Annotated in this window: 16 protein-coding genes; 1 reads left to right on the top strand and 15 read right to left on the bottom strand. The window is 33.2% G+C overall.

The window, feature by feature from the left end:
• A partial coding sequence (locus tag LL966_RS22895) for an IS3 family transposase (RefSeq protein WP_394799464.1) occupies positions 1-86 on the top strand: 86 nt, incomplete at its 5' end.
• A gap of 37 nt (positions 87-123) precedes the next feature.
• Here the strand turns inward: LL966_RS22895 and LL966_RS16555 are convergent.
• The 15 genes from LL966_RS16555 to LL966_RS16485 form a co-directional block, all read right to left on the bottom strand.
• Entirely contained in the window at positions 124-387 is a 264-nt protein-coding gene (locus LL966_RS16555) for a hypothetical protein (protein ID WP_229354784.1), read from the bottom strand.
• Positions 377-961, bottom strand: coding sequence for a DUF420 domain-containing protein (locus tag LL966_RS16550; protein ID WP_229354783.1), 585 nt, complete (start codon positions 959-961; stop codon positions 377-379). Before LL966_RS16550 ends, LL966_RS16555 begins: the two co-directional genes overlap by 11 nt.
• A gap of 3 nt (positions 962-964) precedes the next feature.
• Positions 965-1,651 (bottom strand): SCO family protein, encoded by a 687-nt coding sequence (locus LL966_RS16545; protein ID WP_229354782.1) that lies wholly within the window; start codon positions 1,649-1,651, stop codon positions 965-967.
• Between the two features lie 11 nt (positions 1,652-1,662).
• Complete coding sequence (locus tag LL966_RS16540; protein ID WP_229354781.1) at positions 1,663-2,304, bottom strand: hypothetical protein; 642 nt, start codon at positions 2,302-2,304, stop codon at positions 1,663-1,665.
• Positions 2,305-2,382: 78 nt separating this feature from the next.
• On the bottom strand, positions 2,383-2,733 hold the full coding sequence (locus tag LL966_RS16535) for a cytochrome C oxidase subunit IV family protein (RefSeq protein WP_229354780.1): 351 nt from the start codon (positions 2,731-2,733) through the stop codon (positions 2,383-2,385).
• A gap of 19 nt (positions 2,734-2,752) precedes the next feature.
• Positions 2,753-3,739 carry a cytochrome c oxidase subunit 3 gene (locus LL966_RS16530; protein ID WP_229354778.1) on the bottom strand — a complete coding sequence of 329 codons (987 nt, stop codon included), beginning with the start codon at positions 3,737-3,739 and terminating at the stop codon, positions 2,753-2,755.
• Positions 3,740-3,781: 42 nt separating this feature from the next.
• The gene (locus LL966_RS16525; RefSeq protein ID WP_229354776.1) at positions 3,782-4,369 is read right to left on the bottom strand and encodes a cytochrome c oxidase subunit 3; all 588 of its coding nucleotides are present in this window, start codon (positions 4,367-4,369) and stop codon (positions 3,782-3,784) included.
• 2 nt (positions 4,370-4,371) lie between these two features.
• A complete protein-coding gene (cyoE, locus tag LL966_RS16520; protein ID WP_229354774.1) occupies positions 4,372-5,274 on the bottom strand; it encodes a heme o synthase in 903 nt (300 codons plus the stop codon).
• 159 nt (positions 5,275-5,433) lie between these two features.
• Positions 5,434-7,557 carry an energy transducer TonB gene (locus tag LL966_RS16515; protein WP_344757863.1) on the bottom strand — a complete coding sequence of 708 codons (2,124 nt, stop codon included), beginning with the start codon at positions 7,555-7,557 and terminating at the stop codon, positions 5,434-5,436.
• An 18-nt stretch (positions 7,558-7,575) separates the two neighbouring features.
• Positions 7,576-8,319, bottom strand: a complete 744-nt coding sequence (gene deoC, locus LL966_RS16510) for a deoxyribose-phosphate aldolase (protein ID WP_229354770.1) — start codon at positions 8,317-8,319, stop codon at positions 7,576-7,578.
• A 111-nt stretch (positions 8,320-8,430) separates the two neighbouring features.
• Positions 8,431-8,814 (bottom strand): VanZ family protein, encoded by a 384-nt coding sequence (locus tag LL966_RS16505; protein WP_229354768.1) that lies wholly within the window; start codon positions 8,812-8,814, stop codon positions 8,431-8,433.
• On the bottom strand, positions 8,807-9,187 hold the full coding sequence (gene gcvH / locus LL966_RS16500; RefSeq protein ID WP_057117438.1) for a glycine cleavage system protein GcvH: 381 nt from the start codon (positions 9,185-9,187) through the stop codon (positions 8,807-8,809). The genes LL966_RS16505 and gcvH overlap by 8 nt, the downstream gene beginning before the upstream one ends.
• Before the next feature lie 85 nt (positions 9,188-9,272).
• A complete protein-coding gene (gene sov / locus LL966_RS16495; RefSeq protein WP_229354767.1) occupies positions 9,273-16,526 on the bottom strand; it encodes a T9SS outer membrane translocon Sov/SprA in 7,254 nt (2,417 codons plus the stop codon).
• A 25-nt stretch (positions 16,527-16,551) separates the two neighbouring features.
• Complete coding sequence (ruvA, locus tag LL966_RS16490) at positions 16,552-17,133, bottom strand: Holliday junction branch migration protein RuvA (RefSeq protein ID WP_229354766.1); 582 nt, start codon at positions 17,131-17,133, stop codon at positions 16,552-16,554.
• 78 nt (positions 17,134-17,211) lie between these two features.
• Entirely contained in the window at positions 17,212-19,503 is a 2,292-nt protein-coding gene (locus tag LL966_RS16485) for an NADP-dependent malic enzyme (RefSeq protein WP_229354765.1), read from the bottom strand.
• Positions 19,504-19,560 lie beyond the last annotated feature (57 nt).

Genomic DNA, 19,560 nt, shown 5'->3' with positions numbered 1-19,560 from the left:
TAGAATACTATAATAATGAAAGAATAAAACTTAATTTAAAAGGAATGAGCCCGATAAAATATCGAGCTCATTATTATCAAATTTAATTATAAATTCGTCCAAACTTTTGGGTGCAGTCTAAAATTACACTGCTTTTTTCTTTTTAGATGTATACATTTTGTAAATAAGATAGCCTATTATAGCGACCAATAAATAAGGAATAACCATTAAATATACAATCCCATCATTTACTGCTTCAGCTTTTTTAATATTAGAATCTCCCGACAAAGCTGCACGACACATAGCACATTGCGCATTGGCTGAAATTACAATTAAAAAAACACAAATTCCTAAAATGAAACTTTTAATTTTTGAATTTGACTTATGAATTTTGTTTTTAGTGTGCATAGTAAGGAGAAATCATTAAAAATACTACAACCCCTGTTACGGCAACATAAAGCCAAATTGGAAAAGTGATTCTAGCTATTTTTCTATGTTTATCAAATCGTTGTCCAAGAGCTCTAACATAGGTAATTAATACAAGGGGGATAATTGCAATTGATAGCAAAATATGCGTTATCAGAATAACAAAATAAACCAAACGCAGCGATCCAACTTTAGCACTCTCTATTGCATCAAGAATACCATCATGATTAGAATCTCCAAATTTAGTAGAATCTGCAGTCATATGATAAGCAACATACATAACTAAAAAAGCTACCGACAGTGCAATTGCAAAAGTCATCAGCCTTTCGTGTAATTTTTGTTTTCCGTTTTTAATTGCCAAAACTGCCCAAACCAAAACAATAGCCGTGATTCCGTTGGTAGTAGCATAGATTGGAGGCAAAAATGACAATGGCTCCACATTAAAACCAAAATCTTTAAGCTTAACCCCAAACAAAATTGCAACAACAACTGGAATTACAATTGAAACTGCAACAATTAATTTATTATATTTTTTTTCTAAAGAATTATCTTCCATCACTTATTCTGCTAATAAAATTTTAATATCCTCTTGAATATCTCGTACTCCTTTTTTATCTAAACCGTCATAATAAATATTAGGATTCCCGAATTCATCTTTTCTACAACGAATATTTCCATCCTTATCAATTAAAGCAAACAGACCTGAATGTTCGAATCCGCCACTTACTTTATCGTTTGCTCCTGCATAAAGATTAAATCCTTTATTAGATAAATTCATTATTACATCTCTATCACCAGTTAAGAAATTCCAGTTTGAAGATTTTACTCCTAGTAATTTAGCATGATCTTTTAAAACTTGCGGCGTATCATGTTTTGGATCAATTGTTATAGAAACGATTCCGAAGTTAGGATTTCCAAAAAAAGTTTTTTCAATTTCCAGCATACTCATGTTCATCTTTGGGCAAATTGACGGACAAGTTGTAAAGAAAAATTCAAGTACATATACTTTCCCTTTATAACTTTCATTAGATATTTTTACATTATCCTGATTTTTCAATTCAAATTTTGGAGCTGGACCAATAGTCAAAAGTTTTGTTTCTTTTGAAGCTTTGGCTCCCACATTGTCCAATCGATTTCCTTTTACAATATCATCATTTTTAATACGATCAACTATCTTAGGAATGGCGTAAATCCCAAAAATCAAAATGATAAAAGAGATTCCGATATATGATTTATTCTTAAACATTATAAATGATTTTAAAGTTGTTTTGTGGCATTATGATTTTTCTTTAAAGCTGCTCTATACTCATAAAGGATTATTTTAAAATCATCCAGCATCTCATTACTCAACTCTGATGGATGAAAGGTATCATAACCTTCCTTGTATTCTTTTTTATCTTTTCTTCCTCTTAGATTACGTTCTTTATCAATAATGTAAACATTTGAAGTACCAAGATTTTTATTTAGTTTTTCTTTTAAGTGAAGCTGATCATAAAAATTTTGAATTTCTTCATTTGATGCAAAAACGAAGTTCCAGTTTTTAACATCTGTAAAAGGAGATAATGCATCAATAATTTTTTGAGCCTCTTTTTCTGTTCCAAGCGGACATAGAACTACAAACTGAAGATCTTCGAAGCCATTATAACGTTTGTAGATTTTTTCGTTTAAGTTGAAATAATTCCCTCTATTTTCAAGAATATTAGAACCTGAAAAACCTAGTACCGTAATTTTTTTATCAAGAGAAACTTTATTTCCGTTTAACGATTTCCAATTACCGAAATCATTTACCTTAGGTGTAATTACAGGAAGTGTTGTAAAACTATTTACGCCCGAAGCAAAAAACAAATAAGCTACAATTGGAAGAACAAAAAGCACAAATAGAACTATATTTTTTTTCATTGTATTAACAGAAATAATTGAGGTACAAAAATAAAAAAATCCCGATGTTATCGGGACTCTTTTCGAATTAATATCATGTTAAAAATTCCATTTAATAGTAGAATCTTTAAAAACCCCATAAATATAATGTCCTTCTGTTAACAGAATAAACAATAAATATAAAACAAGGAAGACAACTGATGATACAACAGACCATCTAAGGCCGCTTTTTTCACCTTCCATGTGCATAAATGCCCATACAATATAATATGCTTTGAAAATTGTAAGGATGTAGAAAATCCAGTTTAACAAATTCAAACCAATGAAATGAGTAAATTCTAATGATGCAGGTTTGTAGATACCTAAAATAACTTCTACTGTAGTTACTACTGAAAGTAATGCAAAAACAAACCAGATTCTTTTTGTATTTGATACGTGCTCGTGTGACATAATAATTAAATTCTAAAAATTAAACTAGATAGAAAACTGTAAATACAAATACCCAAACTAAATCTACAAAATGCCAGTATAATCCAACTTTTTCTACCATTTCGTAGCTTCTTCTTTTCTCGTAAGTACCTAATAATACATTGAAGAAAATAATGATATTGATAATAACTCCAGATAATACGTGGAATCCGTGGAAACCTGTAATAAAGAAGAAGAAATCAGCAAATAATTTATTACCGTATTCGTTTCTAATCAAGTTAGCACCTTCAACAACATATTTAGCGGTAGCTAAATGAGTTTCAGATTCTTCTCTAGATAAAACAGTCTTTTTCTTTTTATCAGTAAGTTTTTCTGTTCTAATTAAAATTTCAGGATGTGCCTTAAAACCAGCTTGAACTTCAGCAACTGTGTAAGTTGGAAGTGATTGAGCATCTTCCATAAACCAAGTTGAATGACTTCTAGTTAAAGCCTCTCTTTGTTCAGGTAATTTTACAGCGAAATCAGCTAAAGCAACTCTTTTTCCGTCTTTATCAACAAATTGAAGTAAACTTCCTCCAACAGTTTCAACTGCTCCATATTCACCCTTAATGAAGTTTTTCCATTCCCAAGCTTGAGAACCAACGAAAATAATACCTCCAATAATAGTCAAAAACATATAGATTGCAACTTTTGTCTTTTTCAATTGGTGTCCTGCATCAACAGCTAAAACCATTGTTACAGAAGAAAAGATCAAAATAAAAGTCATTAATGCTACATAATACATTGGAGCCGGAACACCATGCATAAATGGAAAGTGAGTAAACACTTCATCAGCCAAAGGCCAAGTTTCAATAAATTTAAATCTAGAAAAACCGTAAGCTCCTAGAAATCCAGAGAATGTTAAGGCATCTGATACGATAAAAAACCACATCATCATTTTACCATAACTTGATCCTAGTGGCTGGATCTCATGACCGCCTCCCCAAGTTTTTTCGTCGTTGTTTGCAGTAGTAACTGTCGCTCCCATAAAAGATATTCGTTAAAAAGTTCCCAAATTTACGTTTTTTTCTTATTTAAAGAAAAATAAAAATAAAAATAAATATACCCATAATAAATCCAAAAAGTGCCAATACATCGCACCTAGTTCTATACCAAGAGTTTGAGTCGAATTGTATTTTTGTTTAAAATGATTATAAATTATAATTAAAAGTGAAATTAATCCGCCAGCCAAGTGTAACAAGTGTGTAACCGTTACAACATACAGGAAAGTTGTAGTAATAGAACTACCTTGTCCTGTAAAATAATACCCTTGCTCAACAATTTGTCCAAATCCTTGAAATTGCAGTATTATAAATAAAATTCCTAAAGCTAAAGTTCCTAAAAGCAAAGCTGTTACTGCGCTTCTATTATCTTTTTGAATGGCTTTTTTTGCCAAATGAAAAGTAACACTGCAAGCAATAATTACTGCTGTACTCCAATAAAATGCAGAAGGAAGTTCAAAATTCTTCAACCAATCTGCTCTTGATTTACTTACTACAAATGCACTTGTTAATCCTGCGAACATCATAGTCATACTAACCATTGCAAAAAGCAGAATCAGTTTTGCTGATTTTGACTTTTGTGCTTGTTCATCATTTGTTTTCAATGTCATTTCCATAACTATCTTAAAAATTTATCTACTATATATACAATCTGTAAAAGCGAAATATAAGAAACACTAACCAACATTAATGTTCTTGCTGCTTTCGCTGTTCTTAATTTATACAGTTTTACTGCATAAAAAAGCATCCAGATTCCTAAAAGAAATACTAAAACTGCTGCAATTGGCGAAATAAACAATTGTCCTGTAAAACCTAAGACAGGCAATAAAGATGCAATTATCAACCAAACTGTATATAAAATAACCTGCAATGCAGTTCCTTTATCTTTTCTGCCTGTAGGCAACATAAAAATTCCTGCTTTTTCATAGTCTTCATACAAGAACCATCCAATAGACCAAAAGTGTGGGAATTGCCAAAAAAATTGAATCAAAAACAAAGTTCCTGCCTCAATACCAAATTCTCCTGTAGCCGCTACCCAGCCTAACATAAAAGGAATTGCACCAGGGAATGCACCAACAAAAACAGATAGCGAAGTAACCGTTTTTAATGGCGTGTAAACACTTGTATACAAGAATATAGAAATTGCAGCAAACATCGCCGACTTAGCATTTATGGTATACAGCAATGCTATACCAATAACAGTAAGTAGACTCGCCACAAATAAGGCTACTTTTGGACTCATACGTCCCGAAGGAACCGGGCGATTTTTAGTACGATCCATCAAAGAATCGATATCTTTTTCAATTACTTGATTAAAAGCATTTGAAGCTCCAACCATACAATACCCTCCAATAGCCAAAACAGCCAAAACACTCCAACTAAATGGATGTTCAGAATCAACACCTAATAAATATCCTGCTATAGAAGAGAATAAAACACTAATAGCCAAACCGGCTTTAGTAATCTCTTTAAAGTCTAGAAATATTGATTTGATTGATAATGTATTTTTTGCAGCGTTCAATACCGTTGATATTTGTGTATTTTTTTTGAGTGGTGCAAATGTACAAATTAGATTGTAGAATTTAGGTCTATAAAATTAGATTTTTTTCAATAAAACCTTTACAAACTAAGATCTCAGCATTCTTTAACACTATTATTTCGAAAAATCTTATTAAAACTCCTAGTAATCAAAATACCAGTTAAAAATATCCGAACGTAAACCTATGCTAAACCAAGTTGTACTTTGTTTAAAAGTTGCCGCTGTCTCTTGTGTCGGATCGAAATTTCGATAAATAAGACTCCCAAATAATTTTAAATTAGTCATTGGATTAATCAAATAACCTCCTTGTATGTCTGCAATAAAAACACTTGTTTTATTTCCTTGCCCTACTTTTACACCGGTATCATATGGACGATTATCGTCGTAACTTTTATAAATATTGCCTCCATAATTATACGAATCCTTTGCTGTATCAAAATCCAATCCTCTGGTTCCCATAGTGAATTTTGCATCTCCAAAAATACGACCTTTATGGTAACGCCCAATTAAGATAAGCTCTTTAAAATTACCTCCCCACTGATGTCCAATGCTTTGGTTATTATGCCCATAATTAGTAATAACGGCACTATGCGAATATACATAAGGGCGCACATGGTTAAATTCTACCTGAACCAACAAATCTTTTACATTGAAAGCGTTGAAATATTTCGCCCCTAACTGAAATCCGAATTTATTTTTCCAACTTTGATTTCCTGCTCCAACATCAGAAACAGAAAATTCATCGATCAAGAACTGTGAGTACAAGTTAATACTGTTATTCCACTTATATTTTCCTGTAATTCCCAAAAGAGCATTTCCACTTCGAGAAGAAGAACCAAATTCTACAGCACGGTAAAAAATAATTGGATTCACAAAATTGATATCAAAACCTCTATTATTTGTATCAGTCCAAACTACAGATTCGAAAAAACCTAAATTTAATCTGTTCGAAACATTCCAGCTCAAATAATGATTCGCCATAAATTTAGTCGCGTAAGTTCTGTCAACAGTTACATCAGGACGAACATCTTTCAGCCACATATAAGTGTTAGTGTACTTTATTTTCCAAAATTTGGTATTGATTTTAAAATAGGGATATGGACTTGCGCCATCTCCTTCTAAAAGAGAACGGTAACCATCTCCAATAAAATTTCTTCCATAACCCAATTGCAAATCGAAAATTTTACTTGGCGTGTAGGTTATATTTGCTTCCGCTAAAGGAAAATCATAGGCATCTGTTTTAAAACCCTTTGCAATTCCAATTCCAGGGATTATTGCTGGGTTTCCTCCTGATGGCTTAATAGATTCAGCATAATCATTAAAATATCCTGCAAACCTTCCTTGGCTTTCAAAAAATGTTGTTGTAAAATTAATCTGCTTTCCTAAACCTCCTCTAAAATTCAAGGCTCTTGTATTCACATAAGTGTAAGATGCGTCAATATCTGAAGCTTTACCTAATTGCAAATCAACAATCGGATTTAGAGAAAACCAATATCCTTCACCTTGAATCTGAACCATATTCTCATTCCACCATTTTCTTCCCAACCAACTTGAAACATTTTTCTGCAATGATTGATTTACAGCTTTTAAATTATAATATTTAGAAACCTCTTCATACGTATATGGCTTCGATGCTGTATGATTATTACTTCCAACCTGATTCATTGCGCCATCAAACTGAGCGTAATAACTGTGTGAAAATGGAATATTTAAACGACTGTCAAATTCTGGATTATTGTATTTTTTATAAACAATACTATCCAATTCTGTCATTGGTTTTTCAATTGGCTTTAAGATTTCTGCCGCAGCCAAAGCCTCAGCAGCGATTTGCTCTGAATTCTTTAAAGGTATGTCAATTGAAATGGTATATTTTGAATAGGTCGGCTTTCCATTATAAGTTGAAGGTTTAATTTTTGGAAAATTTCCAAAAACACGTTTTGCTTCTTTTGACAGTTCATCGCTTGCGGCAGAAACATAAATTATCTTAAACTCTCCTGTAGCATCAACTTCAAATAGAACTTTTACTTCTCCTTTGTATTTCTTTTCTTTTAAACTTTCAGGAATTTGAAAATTTCCAAACACAAAATCCTGAACTTCTTTATAAAAACAATTCTCTAAGTTTTTGTTCTCTAAATTTTCACAATTTGGAAAAATAGGAAACACTTCAGCAGTAAAACCAGGCTTAATTGAAGAATTGCCATTTTGCTGTGCCGAAACATTTAAAAACAAAAAAATTAAAACAAGGGCTAAAAAAAACTTATTCACTAAAATACAGGTATTTATTTAATATTGATTTGGGGAAACTTGTCCGTTTGCAATTGCTTTTGCTGCCGAAGTACCAATTCGCTGCACGCCTAAACTAATCATTTCTGCTGCCTCTTCAAATGAACGAACACCTCCAGCAACTTTTATCGGTAAAGGCGATGCATTTTCAAGCATTATAATTATAGAAGAAGGAGTTGCTCCGTTCGGAAGTCCATTTTCGGTTTTATAAAATCCAGTTGATGATTTAACAAATACAGACGAAAAATCTTCTTCATCAAAATGTGATACCACAACATTTTTGATCAAAGCAGATAATTGTATGATCTCTTTATCTGTCAAAGCCGCTACTTCAATAATCCACTTTACTGTTTTATTATGAGCTAAACCAATCTGAGTTCCAATTAAGATTTCATTTTTTATTAAATCTATTTCTCCATTTTTAAAAGCTTCGTAATTACAAACAAAATCTAAATCGTCAGCTCCGTTTGCAATGGCTTCATTGGCTTCTTTTATTTTAGTTTCCAGATTAGACTTTCCTTCTGGAAAATCAATAACAGTTCCAACCAACAAAACAGATTTAGCATCTGCAATCATTTGTTTTGCCATTGCCACATATTCCGGACGAATCATAATCAATTTAAATTCTTCCTTTATTGCTTCTATAATGGCATTTTTAACCACTAGAGCATTTTCTGCCTCAGACAGTCCAGCTTGAGAAGCTGTTTTTAAATAGGTAGAATCTAAATATTGTTTTACATTCATAATGATTGAAATTGCAGAAAACCAGCACAAAAGTACATTTTATATTCAAAAAACACAGCTTTTAAAAGCTTGATTTTATTGTACAAAAAAACCCACCGAAGTGGGTTTATATTATATTTTATTGATTTGTCTCCTAAACGCGATTGCCGAAAAAACAGCGATCACAGCACCAAGTGCATTTGCCAAAATATCTGTAACATCTGCAGCTCTTGTGACAGTTATAGTATTCTGTAGAATTTCGATTGTAATTCCAAAAAAAACAGAAAAAATAAAGGCAATTAAATAAGCTTTAAAATCTTCTGATTCTTTTCCTTTCAGCTCTTTCTTGAAAAACAAAATCCAAGAAATTGTAAATCCAAAATGGAAACAGAAATGTACAATTTTATCAATACTTGGAAAATTAACTACAGGAATGTTGCTTGAATCTGTCAGACAAAAATACGCAATAATTCCAGAGCAGATAATTGCCCAAATTAATAGCAGTTGTTTAGGCACCGATCAAAGTTTTATAAGCTTCATCAGATAATAAAGAATCAATTTCTGATGCATCCGCAATTTTAATTTTAATCATCCACCCTGCTCCGTAAGGATCAGAATTTACAGTTTCTGGAGCACTTTCTAAATCTTCATTAAAAGCAATGATTTCACCTGTTAATGGTAAAAATAAATCTGAAACTGTTTTTACAGCCTCAACCGTTCCAAAAACCTCATCTTTTGAAAGTGTCTGATCTAAAGTTTCTACCTCAACATACACGATATCCCCTAACTCTTTTTGTGCAAAATGAGTAATTCCTACAGTCGCAACATCTCCTTCGATGCTAACCCATTCGTGATCTTTTGTGTACTTTAAATTTGCTGGTATGCTCATAATAGTATGTTTGAAAATTGATAATTTAAAATTTAAGCCACAAATGTAATAATCTTCTAATGAAATCTAGTTTAGAAACTAAAAATTAATTTCCAAAATTATAACGAAGTGTGAAACCTGATCTAATATTCGTTAAAGGAAATGAAGTTGAAATAACTGCTTTCGAAAACGAATGATCATAATAAAATATTGCTGTTAAGTTTTTACTGAAAGCATAATCAGCAGTTAACTTTAATGTCCAAATGTTCTGTCCTGCAGCAAGCTGATTATTATCGTAATCTAAATAACGAACTAATGTTTCATTATTTCTAAATGAAAAATCTGCTTTTATATTAATATCACTTTTAATGATTCCTGTTGGATTGTCTGCAAGTCGCGAAGATATAATGACATCTTTAAAACGATATCCTAACCCGACTACATACTCTATTCCTTTCACTTCTGTCAATAAATTATTATCAAAACTCATAGACAAAGCTCTATCTTTCTTGATTTCAGTCAATAAACGAAGTGAACTTTTTAACTCAAAATCAACTCTAATAAGCGGACTAAATTGCTCTACTAAATTGACGTTCGACATCACTGTTTTATTGTAGAAATTTGAATTTACGTCTTGTCCATTTGGATTTTCAAGATAATCAAAATTTGACCTAAACTGGCTAACAGTATAAGAAGCTCTATAATTATGCTGTAATGAAAAACGTCTAAAATGATCTTTAAAGTATTTATAACGCATTAATCCATTATATTTTATGGACCAGTTTGGAATAGGAAAACTTCTAAAAATACCCGTTGAAGCATTGGAAGCATCACCTCCTGTATATGCTGCTAAAAACGATGGAAGCAATACAGCCTGATTACTTTTGCTAAAACCAATCGGATATCCGTCATTGGACTGAATCAGTTTTCTTTCCGTATTATTAGGATTTGCAATATTATCTACCGGCACAGAAGTGTCTTCAGGAGGAAGAGCCGAGGCATCGTATCTCGGAATTGGCATTCCTGCCCCATAATGTTCTTCAGCCAAACGATTTGCAATTATTAAACGGTTGTTTCTAAAATCATCGAAAGCTGCCGATTGTGTTTCGTTACTAGTTGAAAATGCTGTTTTTATTAATACCGTTGAAATAGAAAACATTCCATAGGTATAAGGCGACAACGGCTGATAATTCAATTTACCCAAGGTATCTCTAACAACAGAATATTGTTCTGAAGAATTTTCAGAATAGGATCGATCCATTGATAAATCTACTTTCAAATCAGGCAACACGTCTAGATTGGCTGTTACTTTTAAAATTTTAGTACTTACTTGCGAGAAATTTTGATTAAAATTTTGATAATCGGTCAACCAACCATTTTTTGCTGCCTCATAACGAACATCGTCCTGACTACCAAAAACGAATCCTAACGATGGTTTTGATGTCCCGAAGAAACCAACTCCTGGTATGTAGCCTGGTAAAACTGTACCGCTATTTTTAGTATAATTAATTTGAACATTTTTAATACTAGTCAGAACTCCAATCATACCATCATAAAACGGACTATTGCTTACAGTTGGTTTAGCAGTATTCACAATTTTCTCTCCTGGTTTTGGCGGTGCTGCAGGTTTTGCTTTTGCAGGTTTTGCCCCCGGAGTTAGGCCTAAATATTTATAAAGCAAATTCATATTCAATGTTGCCGCAAAAGTATTTGAATTGGCATTTTGAATTGTATTCCCTAAATTATATGTAGTATCATCCTCTACATATTCAGAGAAGGCAGTAGAAGATCGTTGCCAATTGTAATCTGCGGTATAGGAATAGTTTGCTTTTATAAAACTAAAAATTGGAATTTTATTAATTGGTATTTCATAATTTACAATTAACTGCTGTAAATGCTGATTCGGTGTTCCAATATCAAAATAATCATCCCATATATTAAAGTCTTCTTTTGGCGTGTTATCATCATTCAAAAAGTTCCTTACAATATTATTAGAAGCCGCAGTATAATTCAATTTTAATGATTTTGTTAAGTTGAACCCAAAACCATATTGATAGTTAAATGCAAAATTTCTTCTATATAGTGGGTCTAAGCCAATTCCTTCTACAGACTCGACTTGTCTATATTGCTGACGATTACTTTGTCTAATAATATTACTGTTAAAAGAAATATTGGATGGTAAATAATTAAAATTAAAATCACTTAACATTTTCCAATAATCACTTTTTTTCATGAATTGGGTATTTTTAAACGGAACTACTTCTTTGGGCTGGAATGTGTAAGAATAATTAACCGCAGTGTTCGATTGTTCGTCGTTATAGTTCTCCACTTCATAATCATGTCGCTCTACCTGATTGTAAGATTGTGAGAATGTTAAATTCTCCACATCATAAACATGAGGTTTTTGTTCCAGCGCTCTATCTTTTCGCACTCCGATAAAGTTGATGCTCTTACGTTTCGTATAATCTACTGCACGAGTTCTGATATTATCTTTTTCTGCAGGATCTGTAGTTTCAGCTATTAATTGGCTAAGTTTAATATCTTGATTAAACGGATCATATTCTGGCGTAATAACCTCTTCTCCAATAGCATAATTAAATGGAAGATTAACCCCCCATTTCTTAGGAAGTAATTTTCCTAAATTCATATTGGTTACGATGTTATATTGCTGAATATCTTCTCTATCTCTTTCATTTGCACCTTGTTCTAGAGAACCAAAACCTATTGTGCTCTTTTTTCCAGAAGCAGACAAAGTCGCAAAATCGGCCATATTGGTATCAATATTCAATAATGCTGCCATACCGCCTTTGTTTTCCAAATCGGACATACGAAGCTCATTAAACCAAACTTCTCCTTTAATGTTTTTATGTTCAGCTGTACTTTTTACTCCGACCATTAAATTTCGAACCAATCCAAAATTAGGATTTCCTTTTATACCTAATCTTAATTTAGTGTCACCATCACCAGCACTTGCATCGGGGTCATCATCAGGATAATAAATACCGTTAATATCTCTTTTAGTAGAAGTAGGATCTATACTCATTGCCTTAATCTTCATTGCCGTTAATAAAGACAAAGCAAGATCAATATTATTTTCTTCTAACCAAACTTGGTCCGGACTTATTGTACAAGAACCACCCGCTCTTGTAACTTTTAATGGAATTTCGACTTGGTAGAAGTTTTGTGTAAAATCATTACCAAAACGAATAAATCCGACCATTTCGTCATTTTCAAGCTGGGTTTCATTTAGAAGCGATTCTGCGTGAAGAAACATTTTCAATTTCTTATACTGGCGCATATCAACACTTACATTTTTGAAAACCGCTCTTGAGTCACGATATTCCAATCCCGTACCTGCAATTCTTACTGCTAGAGATTGCTCATTTTGATTAATAATTGTATTGTTATTGTAAAGCTGTTCTCTTTGAACTCCTGGCGGAATAACATAGTTCACAGGACATTTTGTTCCATTCTCTTGAATATTAACTGCCGCAACATCAAATTCAGTTCCATCATCATCGGGAGTTGTATCATTTGCATCTAATGTGCCTGTATATCTTCTCCACTCGCCTCTTACCAAATCTAAAGCTCCAAAACGAACCGTCATTTGATCGCTAAATCCGGTCATGAACATTCTCATAAAACGAATTGATCTAAAATCGGTAATATTTCCAATAGTGTTTTTAGGCTGAGAAACTGGAATTTTAAACTGAATCCATCTTGCACGTGTAGTCGATCCGTTTGGCAATTCTACATTTCCAATATCTTCTGGTTCACGAATATCTGTAATGTAATTTTCACCAATCTGCATTCCTGGTCTTAAATCAATACTATATTCATAATAAGCATTGATGGTGCTCATGGTATTATCACGGTTAATATCTTCTACGTCAGGAAGTGTTGTAGAACCACGATTAGGATCATCAACACTTACTGCAGAGTTATTTTCTGTACCATTATAATTTTTATAACGATTTAAGACACCTCCATCCGTATTTAAATAATAGATATAATCATCTGCTGCTGGGTCATTTTCGCTTGCATAATTCGTATAAACCGTTCCCTCTCTAGAACTTGGAAGACCATCTAAACCGACATCCTGATTTTTACGGTTTTCTGCATTGGTATCAAATGCATAGATTAAGGACTGAGATGCTGGCACATCTCCCCATTGCGGCTGCGGGTTTACCATAATTTGACCCGGCCCTAATCCGTTTTCGTATTGTTTTCTTTCGTCTTTTAAAATATCTTCTGAAATTTCTCCTAAGTTAAAATAAATCTTCCCAGTATTACTTGCCGGAGCTTCTCCATTTCCAACATACGGATCGAGCACCCAAAACTGAATGTACTCAACATTTCCTTGTTCAAAATTGGTTGAATTCAAAGCACGCATAATACCTCCAAAATTTGTAGACGGATTTATTGATGCAAAATCTGGATTATTGTTATAAGGACCTCTATCTGATGGATAATAGGATAAATCAAGTGTATTTATAACCTGAATCTGCCCTTGAGCAATATCTGTATTAGGATAAAGTTCTCTGCTGTAGATTCTTCTTGTGGTATTGAAAGACAAATCATCATTTGAAATCCCTGAAGGTTTCGATGTGTAAAAAATTGGATCAATTGTATACCAAGCCAATTTTGCACGTTTATACCCGTATTCTAATGTATTAGAACCCGCATTAAAAGTATTATCTGTTGCAGAATTAATAAATGGGGTCGAAGCCAAACTCCAAGCGTAAGCTGATCGCATATCGATTGTTGTCTGAGAACCTTCAAAATCATCTATATAAATAGTTGCTTCTCCTTCAAAATCACTAGCTTTTGGCGCGTCTGGTTTTAAAAAGGCAACTTCTCCACGAATAGAAAGATTAGAAGGAACATCGGTATCAATGTTTGGAAGTTTATTTGCTAACCTTGTCAAAAATGGAACTTCTGTTGAATAATTTCCGTTGAATCCGAAAATAGTATTATTTACAGATTCCTGTCCATAACTAGATTTTTGTGTAAAAGGTCTTTCTGTCATCTTTAAGAAAGTTCCTCCAACAACAAATTTATCTGAAATTTTATGTTCAACATTTAATCCCATAAATCTTCTGGTCTGCTGTCCGAAGATTGAATTATTCTCGAGAGAAACTTCAATTGGCGTATTGGAAGCTTGAAGTGAAGGATCCAAAATCTGTACTCTTCCTAATTGATAATCGACACTATAATCAATCCCTTCAACCAGAACTCTTCCTGCCGCAGTAACAACAACTGATCCTTGAGGAACATTAAATGCTCCAATTGGAATACCACTGCTACCCGAAGATTTGTATTTTCCTCTTAATAAAAATTTGTTTTTATCACTATCCTGTAAAGCGCCAGCTTGCGTACTTCTATACATATTTCTAAATACATATTTACGCTGATTCGCATTATATGTTGCTGGATCGCTATAATTTTCTCCAGATCCTGTATTTAATTTTCTAAACAAAAGCTCACCAAAAGGTTCTTTTGTAGTAAATATAATTCGGGCATTTTGAACATCTACCGTTACTCCAGGAACATAATCGAAGAAACCATCACCTCCGGTCTGCGGATCATTATTATAATTTAAACGATCCAAATTAAACACATTTAATAAAGGTGTGTTTTCTACCACATCATTCGGTGCAGGATTTGGCGGAAAAGTACTTCCTGTTGCTGGCGTAATATAATTTATTGGAGACGGATCTGTGTAAAGAATATTAAGTCTAAAATCTTCTTGTTTGATCTGATAAGCCTGTGGAATTTGATACACGTTTTTCATCATCAAATTCCAAACTGGATTATTAACGTTTGTCAAACTGCTTTTCAGCATTTTTAAAACTAAACTTTGCGTAACAATAGCTTGATTTCCATTGGTATTACTTCCTGTAACTACCGTTGCATCTACACCATCACTTCCAAATTCTCCAACTTGATACACTTTACCTCCAACTGTGTATTCAAAAGCAACTGCTAAAATTTCGTCATTTGCCAAACGCTGCTGCAAAGAAATATAACCTAACTGCGAGTTAAAAGTATACTCTTGCGTGGTTAATTTTCTAGCATTCTCTAAGATCGAATAATCGGTACCTTCTGCTACGTTTGCGTTATTAAATCCAGATTTTGCAGTAACAATTTCTCTAATATTATTATTCAAATAGCCTCCAGCTTTTCCTATCGTCGCAGGATCATATTTATTATTTGTATTGTCGGTAGGAGAATCTATAGGATTATTAAAAAAACCAGTAGGATTAGTAATTACCACTACTTCGTTATCAGGAACACCAGAAACTTCACCTTCTCCCAAATCCTGAAGCGCAATAATATTTCTTAAATTGTTATTGCTTGTAGTTACTCTATTTTGCTTGTTGGTTACCCAAACTTCAATTCTCGTTATTTGAACTCGGCTGTCAATTAACGGATAATTTCTTAGAGATGAATCGTACTTGTTTCTAAAGTATTGAGACAAGAAAAAATGTCGGTCATTATCATAGTCTAATGCAAACAAATCGAAGTTCTGAACCGTTCCTCCACTTTCTGCGACTATACTTTTGGTTTGTGATTTCTGTTCTGAGAAAACTCCTGTGATGGTTGTTTTACCAAATTGCAATTGCGTTTTAACACCAAATAAGCTTTGCGCACCTCGAATCAAAGTACTATTTAAAGGCATACTAACATTACCAACTTCCACTTTCTGAACAATATCATCTTCTGAAGGTGTGTAGGCTAACTTAAATAAATTCTGAAAAGCAAAGGTAGATTGTGTGTCGTAATTAGCATTTACCTCAAGACGAGTTCCAATTTTCCCCATTAAACTCATACTGATTCTTTGATCGAAATCAAACGTCAGACTAGATCTATTTCTGGGAGAGAAAGAAGGATTATCTTGTTTAGTATATCGTAACCCTAAGTCCATTTCTACTGATCCTGTGGGCTTTACATCTATAGTATTGCTTCCAAAAATGCTTTCAAACAAACTTGAATTTATGTAATATCTTGGAAGTAAATCTTTTTTAGCAGCTTCTGCGCCTGCTTTTTTACCATCGATGGCATCCGATTTTTTTCTAAAATAATTCCTTCTGGATTCTTTTAGAACTAAATCTTCATATTCTTTTGGAGTTAAAATTAAAGGATAGTTGATAGAAAAACCATCAACCGAATTGGTATATATATAACGATCTGTAATAGGATCATATCGATAAGCCGACATTACACTTGGAGGATCTTCAAGCTCAATTTTACCAACTGAAAACTGAGTTTTAGTTGTATCTTGAGTTGGCGGGTTTACCTGCGCACGCAAAACTGTACCGCAGAGCAAAACCAGCAACAAAATACAAATTTTACGCATAGAATTCTTTTATAAAAAAATGAATTTATAAGCTTTTTAAGGCCTTTTTAATGATTGTTTCTACAGTAGCTTCTGGGTCTTCTTTTACGATTTTCTCTACTACTTTTTCAGAAGCTTTTCGAACAAAACCTAAAACTTCCAAAGCAGATAACGCTTCATCTTTATTTCTATTGTTTTGAACTACCGAAACTTCGTCCAAATCGTACAACTTTAACACTTTATCTTTTAAATCAAGTATAACTCTTTGTGCAGTTTTGTTCCCTATCCCTTTGATAGATTGTATTATACCAACATCTCCCGACGCAATGGCATTAATAATTTGTTTTGGCTCAATCGACGAAAGCATCGTTCTGGCAATTCCTGCTCCAATTCCTGAAACGGAAAGCAGCATTCTAAAAATTTCTCTTTCTGATTTTTCAGCAAAACCATATAAAGTATGCGCATCTTCTTTAATTTGAAGATGCGTATACAATTTTATATTTTCAGAATTGGGAATTAAGGAGAAGGTATGCAGGGATATATTTACCTGATAACCAACACCTCCACAATCAATCACAACCTCTGTAGGATTCTTTTCTACTAATTTGCCTTGCAAATGTGCTATCATAAATGTAATTTCTTAGTATCAAATATAACAAAAATGCCATAAAACTACGACAAATTTGCTCAATCCTTGTTAGCACGTTTATTGTGCTATCTTATTTTTTTTGCTTTCTTTTTCCTGTGCATCAATAACTGCAATTGCAGCCATGTTTACCATCTCTTCAACACTTGCCCCTAATTGAAAAATGTGAACTGGCTTGCCCATTCCCATCATAATTGGTCCAATTGAATTTACTTTGTATAGTTCTTTCAATAATTTGTAAGTGATATTAGCTGACTCTAAATTAGGAAAAATCAATGTATTTACTTTTTTACCTGCCAATTTAGAAAAAGGAAATTTCTCTTCAAGCATTTCTTGATTTAAAGCAAAATCTGCCTGAATTTCACCATCAACAACCATCTCAGGATGATTCTTATGAAGATAAGCTACCGCTTCTCTTACTTTTGAAGCACTTTCGCTTGTTGAAGATCCGAAGTTAGAGAAAGAAACCATTGCTATAACTGGTTCAATTCCAAACATTTTTGCTGTTTTAGAAGTCATAACAGCAATATTAACTAAATCTTGTGCAGACGGATTGATATTTATTGCTGTATCAGATAAAAACATTGGTCCGCGAGATGTAAGCATCATGTTTGCAGTTGCAATAAGAGAAGCATTTTGGGCTTTAGGAATTAGCTGCATCATTGGTTTTACAACCGAAGGATAACTTCTTGAATGCCCAGTTACTAATGCATCTGCTTCTCCTTCATTAACCATCATTGCTGCAAAATAATTTCTTTCGCGCATGAATTTCTCAGCGTCTAATTTTGAAACACCTCTGCGTCCTCTTGTTTCCCAGAATGATTTTGCAAATCTATTACGTCTTTCTGCCTCTTCATCTGTTTTAGGATCAATAATTTCAAGATCAGCATCAAAACCTAACTCTTCTTTTAGTTCTAAAATCTGTTCTTTATTTCCTAATAAAATTGGAAAACCAATTCCGTCTTCATAAACAATCTGAGCTGCTTTTAGAACGTTTAATTGATCTGCTTCAGCAAAAACAATTCTTTTAGGATCTAATTTAGCACGGTTTGTAATCAAACGTACCATTTTATTGTCATTCCCCATACGCTCACGAAGATTGTCTTCATAAGCTGCCCAGTCTGTAATAGGATTTTTTGCTACTCCAGATTCCATTGCCGCTTTTGCAACAGCAGGCGCTACAACAGTAATTAATCTAGGATCAAATGGTTTAGGAATGATGTATTCTTGTCCAAATCCAAGTTTTGTTGCACCATATGCTACGTTAACTTGTTCTGGAACTGGTTCTTTTGCTAAAATGGCTAAAGCTTTTACAGCTGCCATTTTCATTTCTTCGTTAATTTTAGTCGCTCTTACGTCTAATGCTCCTCTAAAAATATAAGGAAAACCTAAAACGTTATTTACCTGATTAGGAAAATCCGAACGTCCTGTCGCCATAATAACGTCTTTACGCGTTTCTACGGCTAAATTATAATCGATTTCCGGATTTGGATTTGCCATCGCAAAAACGATAGGATTTTTTGCCATAGACAGTAACATTTCTGGCGAAAGAATATCTCCTGAAGATAATCCGATGAAAACATCAGCATCTTTTACAGCATCTGCCAAAGCAATTTTAGGTCCGTCAATAGCATACTTTAATTGTAAATCTGAAAGTGAAGGATTGTCTTTTGTTAAAAGTCCTTTACTATTGTACATTAAAATGTTTTCTACTTTTACACCCAATAAAACATATAAATCTGTACAAGCAATTGCTGCAGATCCTGCGCCAGAAACAACTACTTTTACATCCTCTGCTTTTTTCCCTGCCAATTCAAGAGCATTAATTAAAGCTGCAGAAGAGATAATTGCAGTTCCGTGCTGATCGTCGTGCATTACTGGAATATCCAATTCTTCGATCAATCTTCTTTCTATTTCGAAAGATTCTGGAGCTTTAATATCTTCTAGATTAATACCTCCAAAAGTTGGAGCAATATTTTTTACAGTCTGAATAAATTCTTCAACATTTTCGGTACCTATTTCGATATCAAAAACATCGATATCCGAGAAAATTTTAAACAATAAACCTTTTCCTTCCATTACAGGTTTTCCTGCTTCAGGACCTATATTTCCAAGTCCTAAAACCGCTGTACCGTTTGAAATTACGGCTACTAAATTTCCTTTTGCTGTATATTTATAAACGTCGTCAATGTTTTCTGCGATTGCTAAACACGGTTCTGCAACTCCTGGCGAATAAGCCAATGATAAGTCTCTCTGGGTTGCATATTTTTTTGTTGGAACTACCTGAATTTTTCCTGGAGTCGGCTCTGAATGATACAGTAACGCTTCTCTTTTTTTACTCTCTTTGTTCATTATTTTAGCTTTTATTCTAGCTTACAAAGATATAAGTCTTGTTTGAAAAAGGCGTCT

Source organism: Flavobacterium chungbukense, assembly GCF_020805785.1.
In the GTDB taxonomy this organism is placed as follows: domain Bacteria; phylum Bacteroidota; class Bacteroidia; order Flavobacteriales; family Flavobacteriaceae; genus Flavobacterium; species Flavobacterium chungbukense.
The sequence above is the reverse complement of the archived record's forward strand: the minus strand, read 5'-3'. Positions and strand labels throughout refer to the sequence as shown.

Coding starts and splice junctions, on each gene's coding strand:
- LL966_RS16555 (WP_229354784.1), bottom strand. CDS start 387: ATGCACACTAAAAACAAAATTCATAAGTCAAATTCAAAAATTAAAAGT.
- LL966_RS16550 (WP_229354783.1), bottom strand. CDS start 961: ATGGAAGATAATTCTTTAGAAAAAAAATATAATAAATTAATTGTTGCA.
- LL966_RS16545 (WP_229354782.1), bottom strand. CDS start 1,651: ATGTTTAAGAATAAATCATATATCGGAATCTCTTTTATCATTTTGATT.
- LL966_RS16540 (WP_229354781.1), bottom strand. CDS start 2,304: ATGAAAAAAAATATAGTTCTATTTGTGCTTTTTGTTCTTCCAATTGTA.
- LL966_RS16535 (WP_229354780.1), bottom strand. CDS start 2,733: ATGTCACACGAGCACGTATCAAATACAAAAAGAATCTGGTTTGTTTTT.
- LL966_RS16530 (WP_229354778.1), bottom strand. CDS start 3,739: ATGGGAGCGACAGTTACTACTGCAAACAACGACGAAAAAACTTGGGGA.
- LL966_RS16525 (WP_229354776.1), bottom strand. CDS start 4,369: ATGGAAATGACATTGAAAACAAATGATGAACAAGCACAAAAGTCAAAA.
- deoC (WP_229354770.1), bottom strand. CDS start 8,319: ATGAATGTAAAACAATATTTAGATTCTACCTATTTAAAAACAGCTTCT.
- gcvH (WP_057117438.1), bottom strand. CDS start 9,187: ATGAGCATACCAGCAAATTTAAAGTACACAAAAGATCACGAATGGGTT.
- sov (WP_229354767.1), bottom strand. CDS start 16,526: ATGCGTAAAATTTGTATTTTGTTGCTGGTTTTGCTCTGCGGTACAGTT.
- ruvA (WP_229354766.1), bottom strand. CDS start 17,133: ATGATAGCACATTTGCAAGGCAAATTAGTAGAAAAGAATCCTACAGAG.
- LL966_RS16485 (WP_229354765.1), bottom strand. CDS start 19,503: ATGAACAAAGAGAGTAAAAAAAGAGAAGCGTTACTGTATCATTCAGAG.